We start from the raw sequence: 22,113 nt of genomic DNA on the forward strand, positions 1-22,113 counted from the left end.
TAGGCAGATTTCACCTAGAAACCTGGAGACAATAGCCTCGCATCATATGGGGTAGGCTTTGAGGGAGTACTGAAGGGAGAAAAGTCCATGAGCAACAACGCTAGTGACATACCGGCATATCGTTACACCGCCAAGATGGCAGGTGAAATCGAAGAGAAATGGCAAAAATACTGGTTAGAACAAGGTACTTTCAATGCCGATAACCCGGTGGGTTCCCTAGCCGGGCCGCTGGCAAAGAAAGAATCATTTTTCGTGATGGATATGTTCCCCTATCCATCGGGGAAGGGGCTACACGTTGGACATCCCCTCGGATATATTTCTACCGATGTCACTGGGCGTTTTCAGCGGATGCAGGATAAGAACGTCCTCTATACCATGGGATATGATGCTTTTGGCTTGCCCGCGGAACAGTATGCGGTGACTACGGGGCAGCATCCGCGTAAGACTACCCGGGAAAATATCGCTACTATGCAGCGCCAGTTAGCGCGTATCGGTCTTTCCCATGATCAACGGCGGTCTTTTGCCACTATTGATCAGGAATATTATCACTGGACGCAGTGGATTTTCTTGCAGATTTTTAACTCTTGGTATGACCCGGAAGCGAAGCGCCCAGATGGGGGACAAGGAGCGGCTCGTCCTATTCAAGAACTGATTGAAAAGTTTGCGAGTGGGGAAAAGCCTCTACCCGAGGGGGCAAAGTGGGATGAATTAACCGCGAAGCAGCGTGAGGATATCCTAGAGGATTACCGTTTAGCCTATTTATCCTATGCGCCGGTTAACTGGTGTCCAGGATTGGGGACGGTACTGGCTGACGAGGAAGTAACTTCCGAGGGGCGTTCCGAACGCGGAAACTTCCCAGTATTCCGCTCTCATCTGCGTCAATGGATGATGCGGATTACCGCCTATGGTGATCGACTGATTCAAGATCTAGCCACTTTGGACTGGCCGGAAAAAGTGCGCACTATGCAGGAAAATTGGATTGGACGCTCCCATGGAGCCACGGTTTCTTTCCAAACGGAGGGAGACAGCCTGCAGGTTTACACTACGCGCCCGGATACTCTATTTGGTGCCACCTTTATGGTGGTAGCGCCGGAGCACCCGCTACTTTCCGGGCTGGGACAGACAGAACTTCCCCAGGGAGCCGCACAGATTCCTGCGCAGTGGCCGCAAGGAACCCGTAAGGCATGGACTGGGGGATATGATAATCCTCAGCTAGCGGTGCGTGCTTACCAGGAACAAGCAGCTGCTCGCAGCGAGCTTGAACGTGGGGAAGATGCACGGGAAAAGACCGGGGTGTTTACTGGTTTATTTGCCACCAACCCGGTTAATAATCGCCAGATCCCTATTTTTACCGCTGATTACGTGATGATGGGATATGGTACTGGCGCGATTATGGCGGTTCCCGCCCACGACCAGCGCGACTGGGATTTTGCGAAGAAGTTCGACCTGGACATTATCTACACTATTACTCCGGCGCCCGATGCCGATAAAGATGTCGCGTGGATTGGGGATGGGGTTATCCAGAACTCGGCTAATGACCAGATTTCTCTTAACGGGTTGGGCAAAGCCGAGGCGATTAACAAGATAACTTCCTGGCTCGAAACTGCGGGACTGGGGGAAGCTACCACTACTTACCGTCTGCGTGATTGGTTGTTCTCGCGTCAACGTTACTGGGGAGAGCCATTCCCAGTGGTTTATGACGAGGACGGAGTAGTGCACGCTCTCCCAGAGTCTATGCTGCCTCTGGATTTGCCGGAAGTAGATAACTTCTCGCCGCGCACTTTTGCCCCCGATGATGCTGATTCCAAACCGGAAGCACCTTTGGGGCGTGCCGAGGATTGGATAAAAGTAGAACTCGACCTGGGACAGGGTAAACAAACCTATTACCGGGATACCAATGTGATGCCTAACTGGGCGGGTTCCTGCTGTTACGAGCTGCGTTACCTTGACCCAGGTGAAAAGGATTTTCTGGCTAACCCGGAAAATGAACGTTACTGGATGGGGCCGCGTGCGGGCGCATCCTCGGGCGGTACTGATCTTTATGTTGGCGGGGTAGAGCACGCAGTTTTGCATTTGCTGTATGCACGTTTTTGGCACAAAGTCCTTTACGACCTGGGGCATTTGTCCAGCCTAGAGCCTTTCCATAAGCTGTTCAATCAAGGTTACATTCAGGCCTACGCCTATACGGATAAGCGGGGAGCATACGTTCCTGCTTCCGAAGTAGAAGGTGATGAGGCTAGCGGGTTCACCTATCAGGGGGAGCCGGTAAATCGTGAATACGGCAAAATGGGTAAATCCCTGAAAAATATTGTCACTCCGGACGATATTTGCGCTGAATATGGGGCAGACACTTTTCGGGTTTATGAAATGTCGATGGGGCCGCTAGATATGTCACGGCCTTGGGAAACCCGGGCAGTGGTGGGCTCGCAGCGCTTCTTACAGCGTTTATGGCGGAATGTGATCGATGAAAACACAGGTGAAGTTACTGTCAGCGAGGACGTGCCGGATTTGGAAACTCAGCGCGCGCTAGCCAAGGCAATTGCGGCAGTAACCGAAGATTATCGGGAAATGCGCCTGAACCTAGTAGTTTCAGATCTGATTGTGCTCAATAATCATTTGACTGCGCTGAAAGCGGTTCCCCGGGAAGTAGCGGAGGCGCTGGTTTTGATGATTTCCCCGCTCGCCCCCCATATTGCCGAGGAATTATGGAGCCGGCTGGGACACTCTTCCTCACTGGCACGTGAACCTTTCCCGGTAGTAACCGATGAATCTTTGCTAGTAGAAGAGGAAATCACTGCGGTGGTACAGATTAACGGCAAGGTGAAATATCGTCTGCAAGTTCCGCAATCTATTTCTGCGGAGGATCTGGAAAAACAGGCATTGGAAACCGAAGTGGTCAAACGGAATCTAGACGGTGAGGAGCCCTTGAAAGTGATTGTCAGGGAGCCCAAATTGGTGAACGTAGTAATCAGAAAGAAGAAATAATTGCTAATGGAGACAAAGGGGAGTGAGCTTTTCGTTTCCAATAGCTTTAGAGTTTTAGCCTTTAGATATTTTTAAGGAGCAGCAAGCTTGAGCCAAGAAATCTGGACGCTAAAAGCGGGAAAAGATTCGGTATCGATAGCTAAAATCGGGGCAACGGTTTTAGATTGGCAGGTTAAAGACCTATTTGAGGAGCCCAGTGAGGATCATACGCCTTTAGATGCTCCGCGAGAGTTGGAAGAGCGTACCGCGCACGTCATTGATGGTTATCGTGACGAGGCTGAGGCGCGCGAGATGGACGGGTTCCGCAGTGCGGTGCTTGCGCCCTGGTCTAATCGCTTGCGGGACGGAAAATATACTTTCCAAGGGCGCGAATACGATTTTCAGGGCAAAACCGTTGGAGGGGTACAGGCCTTGCACGGACTGGTAGCTGATCAGCCTTTTGAATTGGTTGAGTCTGGCGCGGATTTCCTGCGGGCAAAAGTTCAAGTGACAAAGCTGGACGCCTATCCTTTCGACGTAGAGATAGAAGTTACATATCGCCTTACCTGCGATCCTCACCGTTTGTCACTAGATATATTGGCTCGGAATCTTGGCGAGGGCGCTGCCCCGATTACTTTAGGGTGGCATCCTTATATAGCTTGTCAGGGAGGCAGCGTAGAAAATACTAGAGTCACGGTGCCATCGCAGGTTCGCGTGCAAACTGATAAAAATCTGATTCCCGAGCCGGGAATCAGAGGATTTTCCACGCAGTCCTATCCAGTGACTTTAGTTAACCGCCGCGATATCGACTGGGGATTAACTTCGCTAGTTGCAGAATCGGGGATAGCTACCGCTGTAGTTGACCACGCCGACGGCTCACAAACTACCGTGGAGTTAAAAGATGCACGTCAGGGGTTAGGGTTGGCAACATTGCATGTCTACACCGCGCAAGATTTGGCATACCGTCGGGGTTTGTCAGTCGCTGTGGAGCCCCTCTTGGCAATGTCGGATTCCTTTAATCGCCCCGAGTGTGAAGATCTGATTACGGTTCCTGCCGGTGGCATTCAAGAAATGCATGCAGCGCTCGAACACCGTAGTCCCAGACAGCTTCTTTAGGGGGGGGGAGCTGACACAGCGACTAGCTGTCCCTTGCTTGGACATCCCGCCGTAACCGCTTAAAAATAAGCGGTTGCGGCGATTTTAATTCTTGATAAAAAATGAGTTTACGCAGGTAAACACAATAATATTTCCGATTTTCTGTGGCTTCGATTACTTTTCGGGGATCTGGTTTGACGCTACGGCTTTAGGGCGGTAACTTTGTATTCGTTGCCGAGCGCGGAGGCCGGCGGGAGAAAAACTTTCCCGCCGATTATTTTTTGCTCGCAACGAATCCTGACCGACTGGATTGGTTGGTTTGTGGTTTGGTTGTTTGTGTTCTCGATAGTGTGTTTTTTTGTTTTGTTTGTGTGGGATTGAACTGGGTTTGCTCTGTTTTGGGGTGGGTTTGGTTTTTTCTGTTTATTTTGTTTTTTTGATGCTGATGATTTTGGAACGTTTTGTTTTTTGATTGTTGGTGTTTGTTTTTGCTGGATTGTTTTCTGGCTTGAACCTTTTTTTGGCCTGCTTTTTTGGTGGGTTGTTTTTGGTTTTTGTTGGAGAGTTTGATCCTGGCTCAGGATGAACGCTGGCGGCGTGCTTAACACATGCAAGTCGAACGGGATCCAAGGGTGCTTGCACTTTTGGTGAGAGTGGCGAACGGGTGAGTAACACGTGAGTAACCTGTCCTTTTCTTTGGGATAAGCTTCCGAAAGGGTGTTTAATACCTTATGTTCTGTCTGCCTCGCATGGGGTGGGTGGGAAAGGCTTTTGGCCGGAATTGGGTGGGCTCGCGGTCTATCAGCTTGTTGGTGGGGTGATGGCTTACCAAGGCTTTGACGGGTAGCCGGCCTGAGAGGGTGGTCGGTCACATTGGGACTGAGATACGGCCCAGACTCCTGCGGGAGGCAGCAGTGGGGGATATTGCACAATGGGCGAAAGCCTGATGCAGCGACGCCGCGTGGGGGATGAAGGCCTTCGGGTTGTAAACTCCTTTTGCTCTGAACAAGGCATGCCAATGGGTGTGTTGAGTGTAGGGGTTGATTAGCGCCGGCTAACTACGTGCCAGCAGCCGCGGTAATACGTAGGGCGCGAGCGTTGTCCGGAATTATTGGGCGTAAAGGGCTTGTAGGTGGCTGGTTGCGTCTGTCGTGAAAGCTCATGGCTTAACTGTGGGTTTGCGGTGGGTACGGGCTGGCTTGAGTGCAGTAGGGGAGACTGGAATTCCTGGTGTAGCGGTGGAATGCGCAGATATCAGGAGGAATACCGGTGGCGAAGGCGGGTCTCTGGGCTGTTACTGACGCTGAGGAGCGAAAGCGTGGGGAGCGAACAGGATTAGATACCCTGGTAGTCCATGCTGTAAACGTTGGGAACTGGGTGTGGGGGGCTTTTTTGTCTTCTGCGTCGTAGCTAACGCGTTAAGTTCCCCGCCTGGGGAGTACGGTCGCAAGGCTAAAACTCAAAGGAATTGACGGGGGCCCGCACAAGCGGCGGAGCATGCGGATTAATTCGATGCAACGCGAAGAACCTTACCAAGGCTTGACATGCACTGGACCGATCCAGAGATGGGTTTTCCTTTTTGGCTGGTGTGCAGGTGGTGCATGGTTGTCGTCAGCTCGTGTCGTGAGATGTTGGGTTAAGTCCCGCAACGAGCGCAACCCTTGTCCTATGTTGCCAGCAAGTTGTGTTGGGGACTCGTGGGAGACTGCCGGGGTTAACTCGGAGGAAGGTGGGGATGACGTCAAATCATCATGCCCCTTATGTCTTGGGCTTCACGCATGCTACATTGGCGTCTACAAAGGGTTGCGATACCGTGAGGTGGTGCGAATCTCTTAAAGGGCGTCTTGGTTCGGATCGGGGTCTGCAACTCGGCCCCGTGAAGGTGGAGTCGCTAGTAATCGCAGATCAGCAACGCTGCGGTGAATACGTTCTCGGGCCTTGTACACACCGCCCGTCACGTCACGAAAGTTGGTAACACTCGAAGCTTGTGGCCTAACTCTTTTTGAGGGGGAGCGGGTGAAGGTGGGGCTAGCGATTGGGACGAAGTCGTAACAAGGTAGCCGTACCGGAAGGTGCGGCTGGATCACCTCCTTTCTAGGGAGTTTTGTTTTTTGCGCAAATGGAATGAGAAAACACTTTCCCCCCGGGGCTTTGCTTGTTTTGGGTTTGGTTTTGGGGGGCTGTCGGGTATAGGGACAATCAGGCCTTGTGGGTTTGTTTGTTTGGCTCATTGACTTTTGAGGCTTTTTTGGTTTTGGGGTTTTTTGGGTTGGTTGTTTGTTTTTTGGAGAGTGGATGTGAGTGTCTTTGTGATGCTTTGAGTGAGAATCTTGTTCGTTGGCCGCCCTTTTTGGGTGGTTGGTGTTTTTGTTTATTGGTTTGTTTTTTGTTTAGAGCGTTTGGTGGATGCCTTGGCATCGTGTGCCGATGAAGGACGTTGTGGCTGGCGATAGCCTCGGGGAGTTAGCGAGCGAGCGTTGATCCGGGGGTTTCCGAATGGGGTAACCTAACCATAGTTGTGTGTGGTTGGACCGTACTGAAGTTTTTGTAGGTATTGGTTTGGTAGGGTGGGAAGTGAAACATCTTAGTACCGCCTTTTGTGAGATAGTCCGTGTGTAGTGGTGAGCGATAGCGGGTGTTGGCTAAACCGTTTGCGTGTGATACTCGGCAGGGGTTGCGCGGGCGGTGTTGTGGGGCAAAGTCGTTGAGAATCTGCCGGTTCTTGGAGCGTTTTTGTGTGTGCGAGGTGAACAGGTTGGGATGCCTGGCCGTAGACCGTGATAGTCGGGTAGCTGGTTGTGCATGTGGGGCGTTGGGTTTTGTTCCCGAGTAGCGCGGGGCTCGTGGAATCTCGTGTGAATCTGCCCAGACCATTGGGTAAGCCTGGACGGGCGCGGTGACCGATAGTGGATTAGTACCGTGAGGGAATGGTGAAAAGTACCCCGGGAGGGGAGTGAAATAGTTCCTGAAACCAAGCGTTTTTAAGCCGTCAGAGCCATGGGGTCTTTCGGGGCTGGTGTGGTGGTGGCGTGCCTATTGAAGAATGAGCCTGCGAGTTATGTTGCGTGGCGAGGTTAACCCGTTGTGGGGTAGTCGTAGGGAAACCGAGTCCTGGGGGCGTTTTAGTTGCGTGGTATAGACCCGAAGCGGGGTGATCTACCCATGGCCAGGATGAAGCGGCGGTAGAACGTCGTGGAGGTCCGCACCCACCAGGGTTGAAAACCTGGGGGATGAGTTGTGGGTAGGGGTGAAAGGCCAATCAAACTCCGTGATAGCTGGTTCTCCCCGAAATATATTTAGGTATAGCGTCCGTTTTTTGCTTGCGTGTGGTAGAGCTACTGGTTGGTTGATGGGCCTTGTTGGTTACTGAGATCTGCTAAACTCCGAATGCGCGTTAAGTAGGGCGGGCAGTCAGACAGCGGGGGATAAGCTTCGTTGTCGAGAGGGAAACAGCCCTGATCATCGGTTAAGGTCCCTAAGTGTGTGCTGAGTGGGAAAGGATGTGTAGTTGCGTTGACAGCCAGGAGGTTGGCTTAGAAGCAGCCACCCTTGAAAGAGTGCGTAATAGCTTACTGGTCGAGTGATTGTGCGCCGATAATGTAGTGGGGCTTAAGCATGCCACCGAAACTGTGACTGCGATGCTTTTGTGTCGCGGGGTAGGGGAGCGTCCTGCACTGTTGAAGCGGTCTGGTAATGGGTCGTGTGTGGTGTGGGAGTGAGAATGCAGGCATGAGTAGCGAGTCCAGCGTGAGAATCGCTGGCGCCGATAAACTAAGGGTTCCAGGGGAAGGTTTATCCGCCCTGGGTTAGTCGGGTCCTAAGGCGAGGCCGTCAGGCGTAGTCGATGGTTGAGCAGTTGATATTCTGCTACCGGGATGGGACCGTTTATAGCGCTTATTCTTTTGAGCTTGACGCCCTTTTTGGTTTTTGTCTTCCTTCGGGTTGGCAGGGATCGTTGGGTTTTGGGTTTTTGGTTTGAGTGTTTTAGCTTCGTGGTGACACAGTGAGATTGCCTGGCGCGGTGGTGGTTTACCGTGTTCAAGCCTGCAGCCTGTCTTCTAGGTCAAATCCGGGAGGCGTTAAGGGTCAGAGGTGATGGTGGGATCCTTTTGGGTCGATAACAGGGTTGGTCTGTGCTGTCGAGAAAAGCTGCGTTGTGAGGTGTTATTCCGCCCGTACCCTAAACCGACTCTGGTAGTTGGGTAGAGAATACTAAGGCGAGCGAGTGAATCGTGGTTAAGGAATTCGGCAAATTGCCTCCGTAACTTCGGGAGAAGGAGGCCCTGCCCCTTGAAACCGCTTTGCGTGGTTAGGGGGTGTGGGGTGCAATAGCAAGATGGAAGCGACTGTTTATCAAAAACATAGGTGCGTGCGAAGCTGTAAGGCGATGTATACGCACTGACGCCTGCCCGGTGCCGGAAGGTTAAGAGGAACTGTTAGCATTTATGCGAAGCGGTGAATTTAAGCCCCGGTAAACGGCGGTGGTAACTATAACCATCCTAAGGTAGCGAAATTCCTTGTCGGGTAAGTTCCGACCTGCACGAATGGCGTAACGACTTCTGTGCTGTCTTGACCGCGAACTCGGCGAAATTGCATTACGAGTAAAGATGCTCGTTACGCGCAGCAGGACGGAAAGACCCCGGGACCTTTACTATAGCTTGGTATTGGTAGCTGGTTGTGTTTGTGTAGGATAGGTGGGAGACGTTGAAGCAGGAACGCTAGTTTTTGTGGAGTCGGCAAGTGAAATACCACTCTGATGTTGCTGGTTATCTGAACCTCGGCCCATTATCTGGGTTAGGGACAGTGCCTGGTGGGTAGTTTAACTGGGGCGGTTGCCTCCTAAATGGTAACGGAGGCGCTCAAAGGTTTCCTCATCCTGGTTGGTAATCAGGGTTCGAGTGTAAGTGCACAAGGAAGCTTGACTGTGACACTGACGGGTGGAGCAGGTACGAAAGTAGGAACTAGTGATCCGGCAATGGCTTATGGAAGCGTTGTCGCTCAACGGATAAAAGGTACCCCGGGGATAACAGGCTGATCTTGCCCAAGAGTCCATATCGACGGCATGGTTTGGCACCTCGATGTCGGCTCGTCGCATCCTGGGGCTGGAGTTGGTCCCAAGGGTTGGGCTGTTCGCCCATTAAAGCGGTACGCGAGCTGGGTTCAGAACGTCGTGAGACAGTTCGGTCCCTATCCGCTGCGCGCGTTAAGACTTGAAGAAGGCCTGTCCCTAGTACGAGAGGACCGGGATGGACGAACCTCTGGTGTGCCAGTTGTACCGCCAGGTGCATGGCTGGTTGGCTATGTTCGGAAAGGATAACCGCTGAAAGCATCTAAGCGGGAAGCCTGCTTTAAGATAAGGTCTTTTAGGTTCCCAGTAGATCACTGGGTTGATAGGCCAGAAGTGTACACGTTGTAAAACGCAAAGCTGACTGGTACTAAATAACCATAAAAAAACAAGCAGTTAAAACACTTTCAGTGTTCAAGGCTTACTTAAACGTCACGAAGACGCTCACACTCACTCTCAAACCGTTAAACAAGACGGAATCCCGGGGAACCTGTTAAAAGGGATAGCAGCAAAACTCAAAAGGTATGAAACACGGGATTAAACAAAAGTCTTGTGGTGGTCATAGCGCCGGGGACACGCCCAGTCCCATCCCGAACCTGGAAGCTAAGCCCGGCAGCGCTGATGGTACTACGCCCCAACGAGCGCGGGAGAGTAAGACACCACCACAACCATTTCAAAAGGAGGCCAAACCCCAAAAAAAGGGGCTTGGCCTCCTTCATATAATAACTGCAGCTAGACGCGGATCGCAGATTCTAAACCACATAAAAGGCAATAACCACTAGCGGGGTCAGAACTCAAGAAATCAAAGACAGGCAGAGTATANCCTGGAAGCTAAGCCCGGCAGCGCTGATGGTACTACGCCCCAACGAGCGCGGGAGAGTAAGACACCACCACAACCATTTCAAAAGGAGGCCAAACCCCAAAAAAAGGGGCTTGGCCTCCTTCATATAATAACTGCAGCTAGACGCGGATCGCAGATTCTAAACCACATAAAAGGCAATAACCACTAGCGGGGTCAGAACTCAAGAAATCAAAGACAGGCAGAGTATAGAAGCGATTTGCTTTTGTACCCCGCCTTTTCCAATTTACTTTCAGGTAAGCATTTCGGGTACGGGCATTAACTGCGGGTAGATAGACTTTAGATTGTTATTTTTTTAACCCATTTGGTGCAAGTATCTTCAAATCTGGGGACAAAAATGTCTCTTTGCCAGGCTCTTGCTTTAGCTACCTCTAATAGGGGTGTGCTGTTCCCGCGGGTTTCCCAATAGGCAGCCACTTGTCGGATGGCACTAGGAGAAAGCGCGAATTCTGCCCAAATCTGATTTTCCTGCGCCCAGGTGGATACAATACCTTTAAGCTGGCGGTAAAGCTCGGCCCGTGCGGGATCTATTTTTTCCCAGGTTGCAATAGAGGTTATTTCATGCAACTTATGCTGTGGTGCTTTGCTCGGCAGCTGTTCGCTGGTTAAATCTTGCACTTTTTTTATTACCTGCCACCACAGTCGGCAGTTACGGCGCAGCTGGCGGCGTTTCATAAAGGGACGTTGAGATAATTCTTGGTAACTACGGGGTGTTTGCAGGACTAAGTCAACGAGGTCGCTATTGGGTAGTACCCGGGAAGGGGATATATCACGACCCTTAGCGACCTGTTCACGTTGATAATAGAGTTCTCGTAATAAACCTAACTGCCGCGGGGACTTAGCTTTCCCAGCTCCCTTCAGATGCCTCCAAGGATCGGTATCTGCCGGTCGGCGAATAGTTTCTAGGACATAGGAGAACTCTTGCTCTGCCCAAGTCATCCGGCCCGCTGCTTCCAGTTGCTTTTTGAGCACAATTGCTAGTTCTACCAGGTATTCCACATCGAGCGCAGCATAATCGAGCCAAGATTGTTTGAGGGGACGCAATGACCAGTTTTCGCGAGTATGGTTCTTTGCCAGTTTTACCCCCAGCACTTGCTCAGTTACCGCTCCTAGTCCCACGTGTTCATAGCCCAATAATTTCGCCGCGATTTGGGTGTCAAACAGGTGGGGAGCTCGTAAGCCTGCCCACTCCATGCACTGTAAATCTTCTCTTGCTGCATGCAGTACCCAGGTGCTGTTTTTACAGGCAAGGCTAAAATCAGATAAATCCGGTAAGGCTAGTGGGTCGAGTAACACCAGGGGAGCGCTTTGGCCCTTCGCCTGAATCAAATAGGCCTTGTCTTGGTAACGAATTCCACTGGCCCGTTCTGTATCAAAAGCTACGTATTGTCCAGGATCATGATATTCCCGCAGACAATCCCGGTATTGCTGTTTGGTATCGGTTAGAGGAATCGAGCCTTGACGAGGACGGTAAAGGGTCTCACTCATACCAGTTTTACCTGTCCCAGCAGCGATATTCCGGCGCTAACTTCCACTGGGTGTCCCGATATCATAGCCAAAAGCCGCGAGATTGCTCCCGCATGGGGAGCCAGGTCATTTTCTAGGGGTGTCCAGGAAGCACGTAGCTCCATTTCTGCCGACTCTGAGCGTTTTTCTAACTCACCGAAGCTGGCGGAATGGGAGCGGGTAACCGATCCGGCAGCCTGGAAAAAACTGGCATCTGCCTGGGTCAAAAAATCGCTAAACCAAGACCAACAAACCTGGTCAGCCAGTGGTTCGGTGACTAAATCTACATCTACATGCGCACTTAGCATCGTTACTAGGCGAAAACGTCCCTGCCATCCAGGCTGCTCCTGGGGGTCATAAAGAATCACGAGCCGCCCTGAACCCCCGCTATGGGAGTTCTCCTCCAAAGCGCCACAATCCATGCGAATTGCCGCAGAAAAAGGAGCAATTCCATGGGGAGCAGGAATCTCACTCACTTCCACATGAGAATCATAGGCGGCGTGGCGCAAGGTAAGCAGAGCATCGGTAAACTCTGCAGGCGTCTTCTGATTCACTCCTTCAGCGTAGGCAGGAAACTTCTGCTAAAGTCGCTGCCACGCCGATAACCAGTCGAGCAGTAACCCCAGAGATAGTAACTGTTCCTGGATAATCAGTCAGTCCTCTAATCAGCGCTTAGGAACGCTTCGTTTAGATTTGTATTAGAGATTCGGGGATTAAAATGCCCCTATTTCCGGTCAAATAGTGAACAATAGGGTGTCCTCACCTGCGATTTTTGAGGGCGGATTCTCTAGCTTTCCAAAGGTAAAGGAAAAGCAATTACCTTCTGGCATCTGCGTGAATAGGTCAGCGATATTACGGGAGAGGGGATGTAAGTTTACTATTACCTGAGCGTGCCTCGTTTTTAGAATTAGTAGTTTTCGCCGGCGCTGAAGATCAATAAAATCAGCAAAAACGCCCTCGCTGCGTAGCGAGATTAGATGTCGATACCAGGCGAATATCTTTTTGTTCTGGGACTGTGAGAGCTCCTGCCAGAGTAGCTTAGAATTTAGGAAAGTGGAAAGGTCTTGGGGGGAAGGTACCTCCACCTTGTCACCATAAATTTGCTCCCAATCATGGGAGGCGAACTCCTGTTTTCGTCCCTCATCGACTGCTTTACCAATACTTTGATCCGCATAGTCGGTAAAGAACTGGAAACGCGAATGACTGCCCCATTCTTCGCCCTGGAACAGCATCGGAGTAAAAGGAGAAGCTAAAATTAAAGCGGCCTGACCAGCCAGGAGCTCGGGGGAAAGTTTTTCGCTGGGACGATCCCCTAAAGCCCGGTTGCCTATCTGATCGTGATTGGAAGTAAAGCCGAAGAAACGGTTACGGTTCATATCTGCCGGAACCGGAGCCCCCCAGTTTTTCCCTCGGAAACTTGAGTAAGTTCCGTTATGGTAAAAAACCTGCGAATATATCTTGCTCAAGGCTTCCGGATCAGAGAAATCCTGGTAGTACCCCTGGGTTTCTCCGGTAAAAGCTACGTGAATACCGTGGTGGATATCGTCATCCCATTGCCCGTCCATTCCGTATCCACCCTCATCAACGGCCGTAACCATTAGAGGATCGTTAAGATCAGATTCGGCCACTAAAGTTAACGGCCGGCACAACTCTTCCGAAAGATCATCAACTGCCTGCGAAAGCTCAGCCAAAAGATGTAGTTCAGAATCATCCTGGATTTCGTGCACTGCATCTAAACGCAGGCCATCAAACCCGTAATCAGCAAGCAAAGCCACTGCCGCGCCAATTAAGAAATCTCGTACCGGGCCGCTATCGGAGCCATCGAGATTGTAGCCATCACCCCAGGGGGTTACATGGTTATTGGAAAAATACGGAGCAAACTGACTCAAATAGTTTCCGGAGGGACCCAAATGATTCAAAACCAAATCTTGGGCAACCGCAATTTCTAGCTTATGTGCCTCATCGATAAAAGCCACCAGATCTTCTGGGGTTCCATAGGGGTTAAAGAGGGCGTACAAACCCACCCCGTCATAGCCCCATCCACGCTCTCCCGGGAAAACTGCGGTGGGCATTAGTTCGATTACCTCAACTCCCAAATCAGCAAGGTAGGGGAGTTTTTCTATGGCTGCCCGCAGGGTTCCTTGGGCAGTAAAAGTCCCTATATGCAGTTCGTACCAGACCCTCCCCAAAAGTTTTCCATCGGGTTGCCAGTTAGAACTCCGTTTAAGAGCAGCAATATCGGCAGTTTTTACCCACCGTTCACTACCGGGGACATACACGCGTGCCCTGGGATCAGGGAACGGACCGTTTCCTTCTACCTCAAAAGCATAGACGGTGCCGTTTGGCAGTGGCCGGGGAGCCAGCCACCACTGACCATGCTTAATCATTGGAGTTTTTCGAGGATTATCTGGTGAACCAACCAGCAGATTAACCTGCTCTTTGTCGGGAGCCCACAGGGGTACTCGCTCGCAGCCAGCGGTAAGCTCCCAGGGAGGAACCCCTTCGAAATCCCAGTCATAGGAATCTTGAATCATTTATTCCACCCGCTCCAGTATCCGCGCGCCACGTCTGGCTAGAAGCTCCTCCAGACTCTGAAGTCCTCCCGAGAATACCTCATTGGAACAAATATCTTTCCAGGTGCCTTCTGGTAAAACCACGGTATGCTCTGGTCGGAAATCTCCTTGATAACGGGCGAGGACGCCGGCCAGACGCCGGGCGAGGGTTACGATTTGCGCTCCCTCGTTTTCGGTTCCCCGCGCAAAAGCTACCGCATAACCAGTAGAGAGGGCGAGAGCCTGATAGCTGGCAGTGGCAGAAACGAAACATTCGGGGCGGCGGCGGCGCAGCCTTAAAATTGCCGCTGTCAAGTTTAGCTTCAAAGCATCTATTGCATAGTCTCCAGCAGGATCTAGCCCTTCTTGGTCAAGCCTAGACAGTGCTTGTGCTAAAGCTGTGAAATCTACCGGACGCCGATTATCCGGGTCTACCAGTGAGGTCTGGGTAATCTCTGAGCCTTGATAAACATCGGCAACTCCTGGCATGGTTAGTTGCAAGGCCTTATTAGCTACGATGGTGTAGCGGGTGGCTGGGTCGGTTTCGTTGTGCCAACGGGTAACAATCTCGACTACGTGCGGATCATCCAGAATCTTTTCTGCATAATCCAGTAATTCATTTTCTCGAGCGAGATTTGGGGTCGTCCAGGTAGTCCAAGTTTTTTGTTCCCTAATCGCCTTGACTAGATAATTGCGCAGCCTGGAGGGTGGGATCGGGCCTTTATCATCCCAAGTACCGATAAGGGTCTGCCACAGCATATTTTCACTGCGGCCATCTAGGTCATTAGGACAATACGGTTGGGTCACCGCCCGCAGGTCGGAAACTATTTCCGCCCACAGTGTGGGGTATTGGCTGATCACGGCCAGACGCATCCGTACGTCCTCGCAACGCTTGGTGTCATGGGTGGAGTTGGTGGTCATGGTAGCTGGCCAGTTGGCTTGAATATCACGGGCAAAGATATGCAGACTATCAGAAGAAATTCCGAATGCTTGCGGGTTAGAACCCACTTCATTTAGGCACAGTAAGTGGGTCCAACGATAGAAAGTGGTATCTTCCACCCCTTTAGCCATAACCGCTCCGCAAACCTGCTGGAAGCGTACCAGAAACTCTTTTCGATCCCGGTCTATTTCTTGTAAAGCAGCAGATCCAATTTCGTCCCCTAGTACCAGGGCAATGATCACTGCCATGCTGTCAGTATGTTCCGGTTCCAGCTGGCACAGTGCCCGTTTCCCGGCTGCTTCAACAATTTCTCGCGAGAGGGCGGGGGCGGGTTGCCCGCTAGTGACATAGACGCGGTAACAGGGCATTTCAATAATCAGTTCCCGTAAACAATCGACTAGGTAACGGAAAGTGTAATCTCGTAAGCGGAAATCATTTTGACAGATATTCCACACTAGTTGCCCGATACGCCTCAACTCCGCAGCTAGGGAGGTATCAATTATTTGTCCCTTGGCTTCGCGTTGCATTTGTGGATAGGAGGAGGGTGAATCTGCGGTTAAAGTTTGCATTAGGGTTCCCAGTGGTAGGGAAGCACGCGGGTCTATCTGCAAGGCGGTTAGCCGCCAGGAAGTGTCATAACCGGTAGTTCCGGCAATCTGCCAATCACTAGGGAGTCGTTCAGCGTCCTCGAGAATCTTTTCCCCTGCGATCCAGGCGCCGCCGGTAGCCTCAGATAACCAGCTAAAATAACCGGCAGGGTCAGCCAATCCGTCGGGGTGATCCACCCGGAATGCGTCAATGTATCCCTGGTCAAATAACTCCAGTAGTAAGGCGTGGGTAGAATCGAACACATCGCGATCCTCTACCCGCAGCGCCGCCAGGGTATCTACATCAAAGAAACGGCGATAGTTGAGTTCTTCATCGGCCACTTTCCAATGTGCCAGGCGGTAATGTTGACGTTCCACCAAGACCTCTAAGGGCAAGGCTTCGGTACCGGCCGCTACCGGGAAATAGTGGTCATAGTAGCGTAGGATCCACTGTTTACCGCGTTCCGGCTCGGTAGGAATCACCAGCTGCTCGAGTTTTAGTTCTTGATCAGCTAAAACTTGCCCAATCCGTTTACCAAGGATTGGCATGAGAATTGGCTGGTCAATATCAATATCGAACCAGTGTGCATAGGGGGAATCTTTCCCCCTTTTTAGTACGGACCACATAGGGCGGTTAATCCATACCGGGGTCGGCACCGCCATATGATTAGGTACCACGTCAACTACAATTCCCAAGCCCGCCTGGTGGGCAGCAGTGGCCAATTTTTCAAACTGTTCGCGCCCCCCAAGGTCTTTAGAAATCTGTTTATGATCAACTACGTCGTAGCCGTGCATGGAGCCGGGAACCGCTTGCAAAATGGGGGAAAGGAATAAATCAGTTATCCCCAGATTATGCCAATAGCCCAGGTGCTGCCGCGCTTGTTCGAAAGTGAATTCCGAATTGAGCTGGAGGCGATAGGTACTGATAGGAAGGTGTCTATCGCCTGCCGGCAGGTGGGGGTGTTGGCTTTTCATACGGGGATCTCCTTTGATTATTCCTCCGCTACTTCATGGATTAGCACCACTACCGAGCGATCTAGGATCTCTAGGTAGTCATTTTCACTGTACTCATTTTCGCTGTTAGGGTCATCCTCCATAGTGGAGATCGCGATCTTCCAACCTTTACCGTAACCTTGTGGGATCTGGAAGGTACAAGCCTGCGGATCGGCGTTAAAAAGCAAGAGGAAAGAATCATCCACAATGCGTTGTCCGCGAGAATTTGGTTCCCGGATGGCCTCCCCGTTTAGGAAAATCATTAAGGAGCGCGCTTCTTCGTTATTCCAAGCTTCCTCGGTCATTTTTTGCCCATTGGGAGCGAACCACTCGATCTCACCTAGTTCGGACTGCCCGCCCCGCGAAGGAGCACCCGCAAAAAAACGGCGGCGGTGGAACACCGGATGTTCGTTGCGGAACTTAATCAAGTGTTTAGTAAAATCTAAAAGTTTAAGTCGGTAGTCATCCTCGTCAGCAGCTTCGAATGACCAATCCATCCAGGAAAGTTCATTGTCTTGGCAGTAGGTGTTGTTGTTCCCTTTTTGGGTACGAGCTACCTCGTCTCCCATGAGTAGCATTGGTACTCCTTGGGATAGGAAGAGGGTAGTTAGGAAGTTCCGGTGCTGGCGTGCCCGTAGTTTATGAATCTGGGGGTCATCGGTGGGGCCTTCCACCCCGCAGTTCCAGGAGCGGTTATGAGACTCTCCGTCGCCTCCGCCCTCTCCGTTGGCCTCGTTGTGTTTCTCGTTATAGGAAACCAGGTCGTGCATAGTGAAGCCGTCATGGGCAGTTACAAAATTGATAGAAGCATTCGGTCGACGCCCGCTTTGTTCATACAAATCGGCGCTGCCGCAAAATCGAGAGGCGAACTCGGGTAAGGTGGCGTAGTTGCCGCGCCAAAAATCGCGAACCGTATCCCGATATTTGCCGTTCCATTCACTCCACATGGAGGGGAAACCACCCACCTGGTATCCGCCATCGCCTACATCCCAGGGCTCAGCGATTAGTTTCAGCTGCGAAAGTACCGGGTCTTGGTGAATGATATCGAAAAATGCTGATAGTTTGTCTACATCATGGAGTTCGCGCGCCAAGGTAGACGCCAGATCAAAGCGGAAGCCATCTACATGCATCTCAATTGCCCAATAGCGCAGAGAATCCATAATTAGTTGCAGCACTGCTGGCGACCGCATCAATAGAGAATTTCCGGTTCCGGTAGTGTCGAAATAATGCTCCTTATCGTCCTCTACTAGCCGGTAATAGGAAGCGTTATCCAAGCCTTTAAAAGAGAGAGTCGGTCCCATATGGTTACCTTCAGCAGTGTGGTTATATACCACGTCCAGGATTACTTCAATCCCCGCCTGGTGTAGGTTTTTCACCATTTGTTTGAACTCTTGAACTTGCCCATCAACTACTTCTTGAGAGCGGTATTCGGCATGGGGCGCGAAAAATCCGATGGTGTTGTATCCCCAATAATTCGATAGGCCACGTTCTTGCAGGGTGGAGTCATTAACAAACTGGTGCACAGGCATCAGTTCGATAGCATTTACCCCTAGGTTCTTTAGATATTCGATAGTCGCTGGGTTGGCGATCCCCGCATAGGTGCCGCGTTCCCTTTCTGGAATCTGTTCGTTTAATTTAGTGAAGCCCTTTACATGTGCCTCATAAATAACCAATTTATGGAGGTCGTGTCCGGGCGGGCGATCATTTCCCCAATCGAAATAAGGGGTGGTGACTACCGAAACCGCCATATCGGGCAAGGAATCATCATGGTTGGCTTGGCTGGGGTCGTTCCAGTCGTAAGAGTACAAAGACTGTTTGGCCCCCACCACGCCATCGGTTGCTCGCGCATAGGGGTCAAGCAAAAACTTGTTGATGTCACAGCGGTGTCCTTGCTTTGGGTCGTAGGGTCCTTCCACGCGGAATCCGTACCGCTGTTCATCACGTAGTCCTGGAATATAACAATGCCATACATGGTGGTCCACTTCGCGTAGTTCGATGCGTTCTTCCCTGCCATCCTGAGCGATCAAACAAAGATAAACTTTGGTAGCTACCTCGCTGAATACTGCGAAATTTACCCCGGAACCGTCATAGGTGGCGCCGAGCGGATACGGTTTTCCTGGCCAAATTTCCATGCTTCTAGGTTGTCATAAAACGCGTCAATTAGCACTTACTCGTGCCTAATAACTTTTTCAGGGGTAATTCCCACATTCAAATATTGATTTGGTGGCCATATAAACTCGGTTCTATCCTCCAAGTTAGTCCCGGCTTTGCTACACTTTACAGGAATTATCTATTTCGCTGAAAAGGATAAATAATGGCCGATACTCCCACAAATCCGTTTCCTGCGGTTTCGCCGTTGCCGAATGCTTGGTCGCCAGATGCCGGCGGAGATCCTGTGTCTCCTTATCCACCCCAGGGAACTGTAAGCCCCATGCCTGGGGGATTTTATCCGGTAAATACCCCATATCCAGGATCTCCATTACCAGTGGAGATGCCCCAAGAGCAGAAAAGTTCTACCCCCATTATGATTGGCCTGATAGCCGGAGTTTTAGTGGTGGTTTTAGCAACTTTAGGATTCCTAGTTTGGTATATAACTGGGAATAACAAGGGTGCGGCGCAGAGCCCCGCTACTCCACAAACTACGACCCAAACCAGTACTATCACCAAAGAAGCGCAGCCGCAGCGGTCAGCACCTCCGGTTCGTACCCGGGAATCCTGGGCTCCTCCGGCGGGATTTGCCGCTTGTTCCGGTATGGGGGGCGCTGTTTTAGTTAATGGGGTTACTAGCTGCGATTTCGCTGAAAATGTCACTTCCGACTACTTTTCTTCTGGGGGATCATCTGTAATTCATGATGTTTACTCCCCGGTAACGGGAAAATATTACGATATGAGCTGTTCTGGTGTAGGAACAGACTCTAGTGGGAATTCCTGGGCGCTGTGCACCGGCGGAAATGATGCCCAAGTATACATTCGTCGTTGAGTATTCAGGGCAGTGACTTCTAATGTTTGATCCGGAACCTCCCCAGCGCTGGCACTCCCTAAAAGTCGGTGTTGCGGCCGCTTTAACGGTTATTGCAGCAGCAATATTAATTTTCGCCTTGGTAGTTTCGGTTCGTGCCTACATTAATTTGATTTCCCCTGCTAGCTCCCTGCCATCTGCTTCCTCTAAGCCCTCCGGTACCAGTACTAACCCCCCGATGTCTGCAAATGCTGCCCCCACCAATAGTGCTGCCGCGGATACCGCCAGTAAAGAAAAAGATAAAATAGCGGCCGAGGTTTTACGGATTGAACAAAGCAAGGGGGCGCAAGTTCAACTATCCTGGCTGGCAGGAGGGAAAATTCAAACAGTGGGAAGCCTACAAGATTTACCGGCTTGGTCTACTTCGAAAGTACCGCTGGCAATGGCAATCTATGCACAGGGGAAAGCTGATGCTAATAGCGCAAATATCAGTGCTGCTATCCGGGCTTCCGATAACGCAGCGGCCGAGGCATTATGGCAGGGGTTAGGCACATCTGATTCCCAGCGAGCGCAGGCGGTTACCGCGATTTTGCGGCAGGCCGGAGACGACCACACTACGGTTCCCGCTACCCGCTTGCGTAATGGTTTCACTATTTTTGGGCAAACTCAATGGACTACCACTGATCAGTTGCAATTTCTGCAAAACTTTAGTTCCTTGCCGGGGGCTGCGCAGCTAAAGTCCCATATGTATGCGGCCGATGGTAATCAACGTTGGGGGATAGGACGTCTGCCGAATTCTGCAGTTAAAGGAGGCTGGGGGCCGACTCTGAGTGGTGGTTACACTGCCCGGCAGATAGGTTGGTTCCAGACAGATGGGCGGGAAACTCCGATTGCGATTGCCGCGCAGGCAAGTTCTTTTGGAGCCGCAACCGCGGTGGTTGACGAAGTTGCCAGACTGTTCTACTAGTTGACTGCTACCAGTGGCTGCTAGCAGTTATTAGATTTCTTCAAGATCAGTGAAATCACTGTCTGAATCTATAACTTCCTGCAAGCCCAACTCTGGATCTTTTAATAGAAGATCTTCAATAATCCCCCGTTTATCTTTATATTTATCTTTGTGAGCATTGAAAAAAACGAGAATCTTTTCAATCAATGCCAGCAGCTCCCCGGTGCGGGCAGCACTGGCGATCACTCCTTCCTTAGCCCGTTCCAGATGCCATAAAGCTAATAACTCCGAAAACACCCAATTGGCATCCGCCTCTTCGACGGGTACTTTCTTTCCATGTAGAGCTTCTTGGAAATGTTCTTTGTAATCCGCGTCTAGCTCATCTGCCAGGAAATCGAGAGTGTCGACTACTCCCTGATAAAGCCACAGAGAATCTTTAGGGGGAAAGATTAATAACGAGCCGTCATCTTCTCGTTGCCGGGAACGTAAATCACCAAAATCCCCGGCTATCAGCCGGTCGCGAAATTTTGTCACTGCCCGGCGTCTATTTCTCCAATTCCGGTCATCTTTAAACCCTTCAAGGGTTTTTACTCGGGTAGCCGCAGCATCTTTCGGCCAGTTCCCCACCCAGGTGGCATGGACAAAATCATCAAAGTTGAGAGAAAGTTTTTGTACGCTACCATAGTATTTTTTAACTACCAGGAACTTGCAGGTTTCTATCCAAGTCAGGTCGCCACCGTAAAAAATCCGCTAGTTATTCGGCCACTCAAAACTGGTATCAAACCTTGCTTCATAAGAGGCAACGTACGCATGTAAGTCTTCGGGGAAATACCGGAGTGCTGATTGCGCCATAAACTTCATGCGTTCATCGATCCCGTAGCGGGTGGAATAGTATGCCCAGGCGATAGCGCCGGTGATTGCCCCCATCGTGTCTGCATCACCACCCAGCCAAATGGTATTGCGAATAGCGTCCTCGAAACTAATCGACTCCGTAAACGCCCTGACAGCTTGAGGTACCGTACCTTGGCAGGATTCATCAAAATGATAGTTAGCCTTGATTTCAGCGAGCGATTGCTTAAGAGGATAGAAATGCTCCGAAATATAGTATTCGATTTCCTGCTTGCTTCGGCTATTGCGCGCTAGGTAGATTGCCGCGGCCACTGCCTGTGCGCCTTTAATACCTTCGGGGTGGTTGTGAGTGACTGCCGCACTTATTTCCGCAAATTTGAGGGCTTCCTCTAGGGTTTTCGCACATTCAGCGGCAGCCGATACCCGCATGGCGCTGCCATTTCCCCAGGAGTTGTAGGGGCAGGGATTATCTTCATCTAGCCAAGCTGCAAAACGGCCTCCGTAGTATCCCATCGGTTCGGGGAAGCGCCGCCCTATTTCCTGCATACGCTGCACCAGAAGCTGGGAGAGACGCTGCTCAGAGCGCTCGGAATCTTTAAGGTTTAGCCACCTCAAAAATGCCATTCCCTGAGCGATAGTCATTAAGGAGTCATCAGTGTAGTTGGTGCTATAGGGAAACAGTTCAAAATCACGGCGGTCTACCGGTGAGAACTCCCGGGTTGAGCCGATAATATCCCCAATAATCGCGCCAATCATGACGATTCCTCCTGTAAGTGGATTACTGCTTTATTTACTATT

At 51.1% G+C, this 22,113-nt stretch carries 11 protein-coding genes and 3 rRNA genes; 7 read left to right on the forward strand and 7 right to left on the reverse strand.

Annotated features, from left to right (window positions below; all coding sequences use genetic code 11):
- Positions 1-87: 87 nt before the first annotated feature.
- The 5 genes from EFB02_RS04465 (at position 88) to rrf (ending at position 9,792) form a co-directional block, all read left to right on the forward strand.
- A complete protein-coding gene (locus EFB02_RS04465) occupies positions 88-2,985 on the forward strand; it encodes a leucine--tRNA ligase (protein ID WP_122820365.1) in 2,898 nt (965 codons plus the stop codon).
- An 87-nt stretch (positions 2,986-3,072) separates the two neighbouring features.
- Complete coding sequence (locus EFB02_RS04470; protein ID WP_122820366.1) at positions 3,073-4,080, forward strand: aldose 1-epimerase; 1,008 nt, start codon at positions 3,073-3,075, stop codon at positions 4,078-4,080.
- A gap of 533 nt (positions 4,081-4,613) precedes the next feature.
- Positions 4,614-6,153 (forward strand): 16S ribosomal RNA (locus EFB02_RS04475).
- Between the two features lie 285 nt (positions 6,154-6,438).
- Positions 6,439-9,518, forward strand: a 23S ribosomal RNA gene (locus EFB02_RS04480).
- Positions 9,519-9,675: 157 nt separating this feature from the next.
- A 5S ribosomal RNA gene (gene rrf / locus EFB02_RS04485) occupies positions 9,676-9,792 on the forward strand.
- Together the 16S, 23S and 5S rRNA genes form the textbook arrangement of a ribosomal RNA operon.
- Before the next feature lie 470 nt (positions 9,793-10,262).
- Here rrf and EFB02_RS04490 read toward each other — a convergent pair.
- The 5 genes from EFB02_RS04490 to glgX all read right to left on the reverse strand — a co-directional run bounded on the left by EFB02_RS04490 (position 10,263) and on the right by glgX (position 18,693).
- Positions 10,263-11,471, reverse strand: a complete 1,209-nt coding sequence (locus EFB02_RS04490) for an HRDC domain-containing protein (RefSeq protein WP_122820367.1) — start codon at positions 11,469-11,471, stop codon at positions 10,263-10,265.
- Positions 11,468-12,043: a DUF3000 family protein gene (locus EFB02_RS04495; RefSeq protein ID WP_122820368.1), complete on the reverse strand. Its 576-nt coding sequence runs from the start codon at positions 12,041-12,043 to the stop codon at positions 11,468-11,470. Before EFB02_RS04495 ends, EFB02_RS04490 begins: the two co-directional genes overlap by 4 nt.
- 180 nt (positions 12,044-12,223) lie before the next feature.
- Positions 12,224-14,023, reverse strand: coding sequence for a malto-oligosyltrehalose trehalohydrolase (gene treZ, locus EFB02_RS04500; protein WP_122820369.1), 1,800 nt, complete (start codon positions 14,021-14,023; stop codon positions 12,224-12,226).
- Entirely contained in the window at positions 14,024-16,543 is a 2,520-nt protein-coding gene (gene treY / locus EFB02_RS04505; protein ID WP_122820370.1) for a malto-oligosyltrehalose synthase, read from the reverse strand. It abuts the gene before it with no gap.
- 17 nt (positions 16,544-16,560) lie between these two features.
- On the reverse strand, positions 16,561-18,693 hold the full coding sequence (glgX, locus tag EFB02_RS04510) for a glycogen debranching protein GlgX (RefSeq protein ID WP_122820371.1): 2,133 nt from the start codon (positions 18,691-18,693) through the stop codon (positions 16,561-16,563).
- A gap of 182 nt (positions 18,694-18,875) precedes the next feature.
- Here glgX and EFB02_RS04515 point away from each other — a divergent pair, with 182 nt between their 5' ends.
- Both EFB02_RS04515 and EFB02_RS04520 read left to right on the forward strand, forming a co-directional pair.
- Complete coding sequence (locus tag EFB02_RS04515) at positions 18,876-19,541, forward strand: hypothetical protein (RefSeq protein WP_122820372.1); 666 nt, start codon at positions 18,876-18,878, stop codon at positions 19,539-19,541.
- Positions 19,542-19,563: 22 nt separating this feature from the next.
- A complete protein-coding gene (locus EFB02_RS04520; RefSeq protein ID WP_122820373.1) occupies positions 19,564-20,487 on the forward strand; it encodes a serine hydrolase in 924 nt (307 codons plus the stop codon).
- A 30-nt stretch (positions 20,488-20,517) separates the two neighbouring features.
- On the opposite strand, the gene EFB02_RS04525 is transcribed toward EFB02_RS04520, so the two are convergent.
- The gene (locus tag EFB02_RS04525; protein WP_122820374.1) at positions 20,518-21,093 is read right to left on the reverse strand and encodes a hypothetical protein; all 576 of its coding nucleotides are present in this window, start codon (positions 21,091-21,093) and stop codon (positions 20,518-20,520) included.
- A gap of 123 nt (positions 21,094-21,216) precedes the next feature.
- Positions 21,217-22,071 carry an ADP-ribosylglycohydrolase family protein gene (locus EFB02_RS04530; protein ID WP_122820375.1) on the reverse strand — a complete coding sequence of 285 codons (855 nt, stop codon included), beginning with the start codon at positions 22,069-22,071 and terminating at the stop codon, positions 21,217-21,219.
- Positions 22,072-22,113: the final 42 nt, after the last annotated feature.

It is taken from the genome of Varibaculum vaginae (genome assembly GCF_900604285.1).
GTDB classification, from domain to species: Bacteria; Actinomycetota; Actinomycetes; order Actinomycetales; family Actinomycetaceae; genus Varibaculum; species Varibaculum vaginae.

What these genes read in the sequence shown, in the direction of transcription:
- treY (WP_122820370.1), bottom strand. Translation starts at nt 16,543, where the DNA reads ATGAAAAGCCAACACCCCCACCTGCCGGCAGGCGATAGACACCTTCCT.
- treZ (WP_122820369.1), bottom strand. Translation starts at nt 14,023, where the DNA reads ATGATTCAAGATTCCTATGACTGGGATTTCGAAGGGGTTCCTCCCTGG.
- EFB02_RS04490 (WP_122820367.1), bottom strand. Translation starts at nt 11,471, where the DNA reads ATGAGTGAGACCCTTTACCGTCCTCGTCAAGGCTCGATTCCTCTAACC.
- EFB02_RS04530 (WP_122820375.1), bottom strand. Translation starts at nt 22,071, where the DNA reads ATGATTGGCGCGATTATTGGGGATATTATCGGCTCAACCCGGGAGTTC.
- glgX (WP_122820371.1), bottom strand. Translation starts at nt 18,693, where the DNA reads ATGGAAATTTGGCCAGGAAAACCGTATCCGCTCGGCGCCACCTATGAC.
- EFB02_RS04520 (WP_122820373.1), top strand. Translation starts at nt 19,564, where the DNA reads ATGTTTGATCCGGAACCTCCCCAGCGCTGGCACTCCCTAAAAGTCGGT.
- EFB02_RS04465 (WP_122820365.1), top strand. Translation starts at nt 88, where the DNA reads ATGAGCAACAACGCTAGTGACATACCGGCATATCGTTACACCGCCAAG.
- EFB02_RS04515 (WP_122820372.1), top strand. Translation starts at nt 18,876, where the DNA reads ATGGCCGATACTCCCACAAATCCGTTTCCTGCGGTTTCGCCGTTGCCG.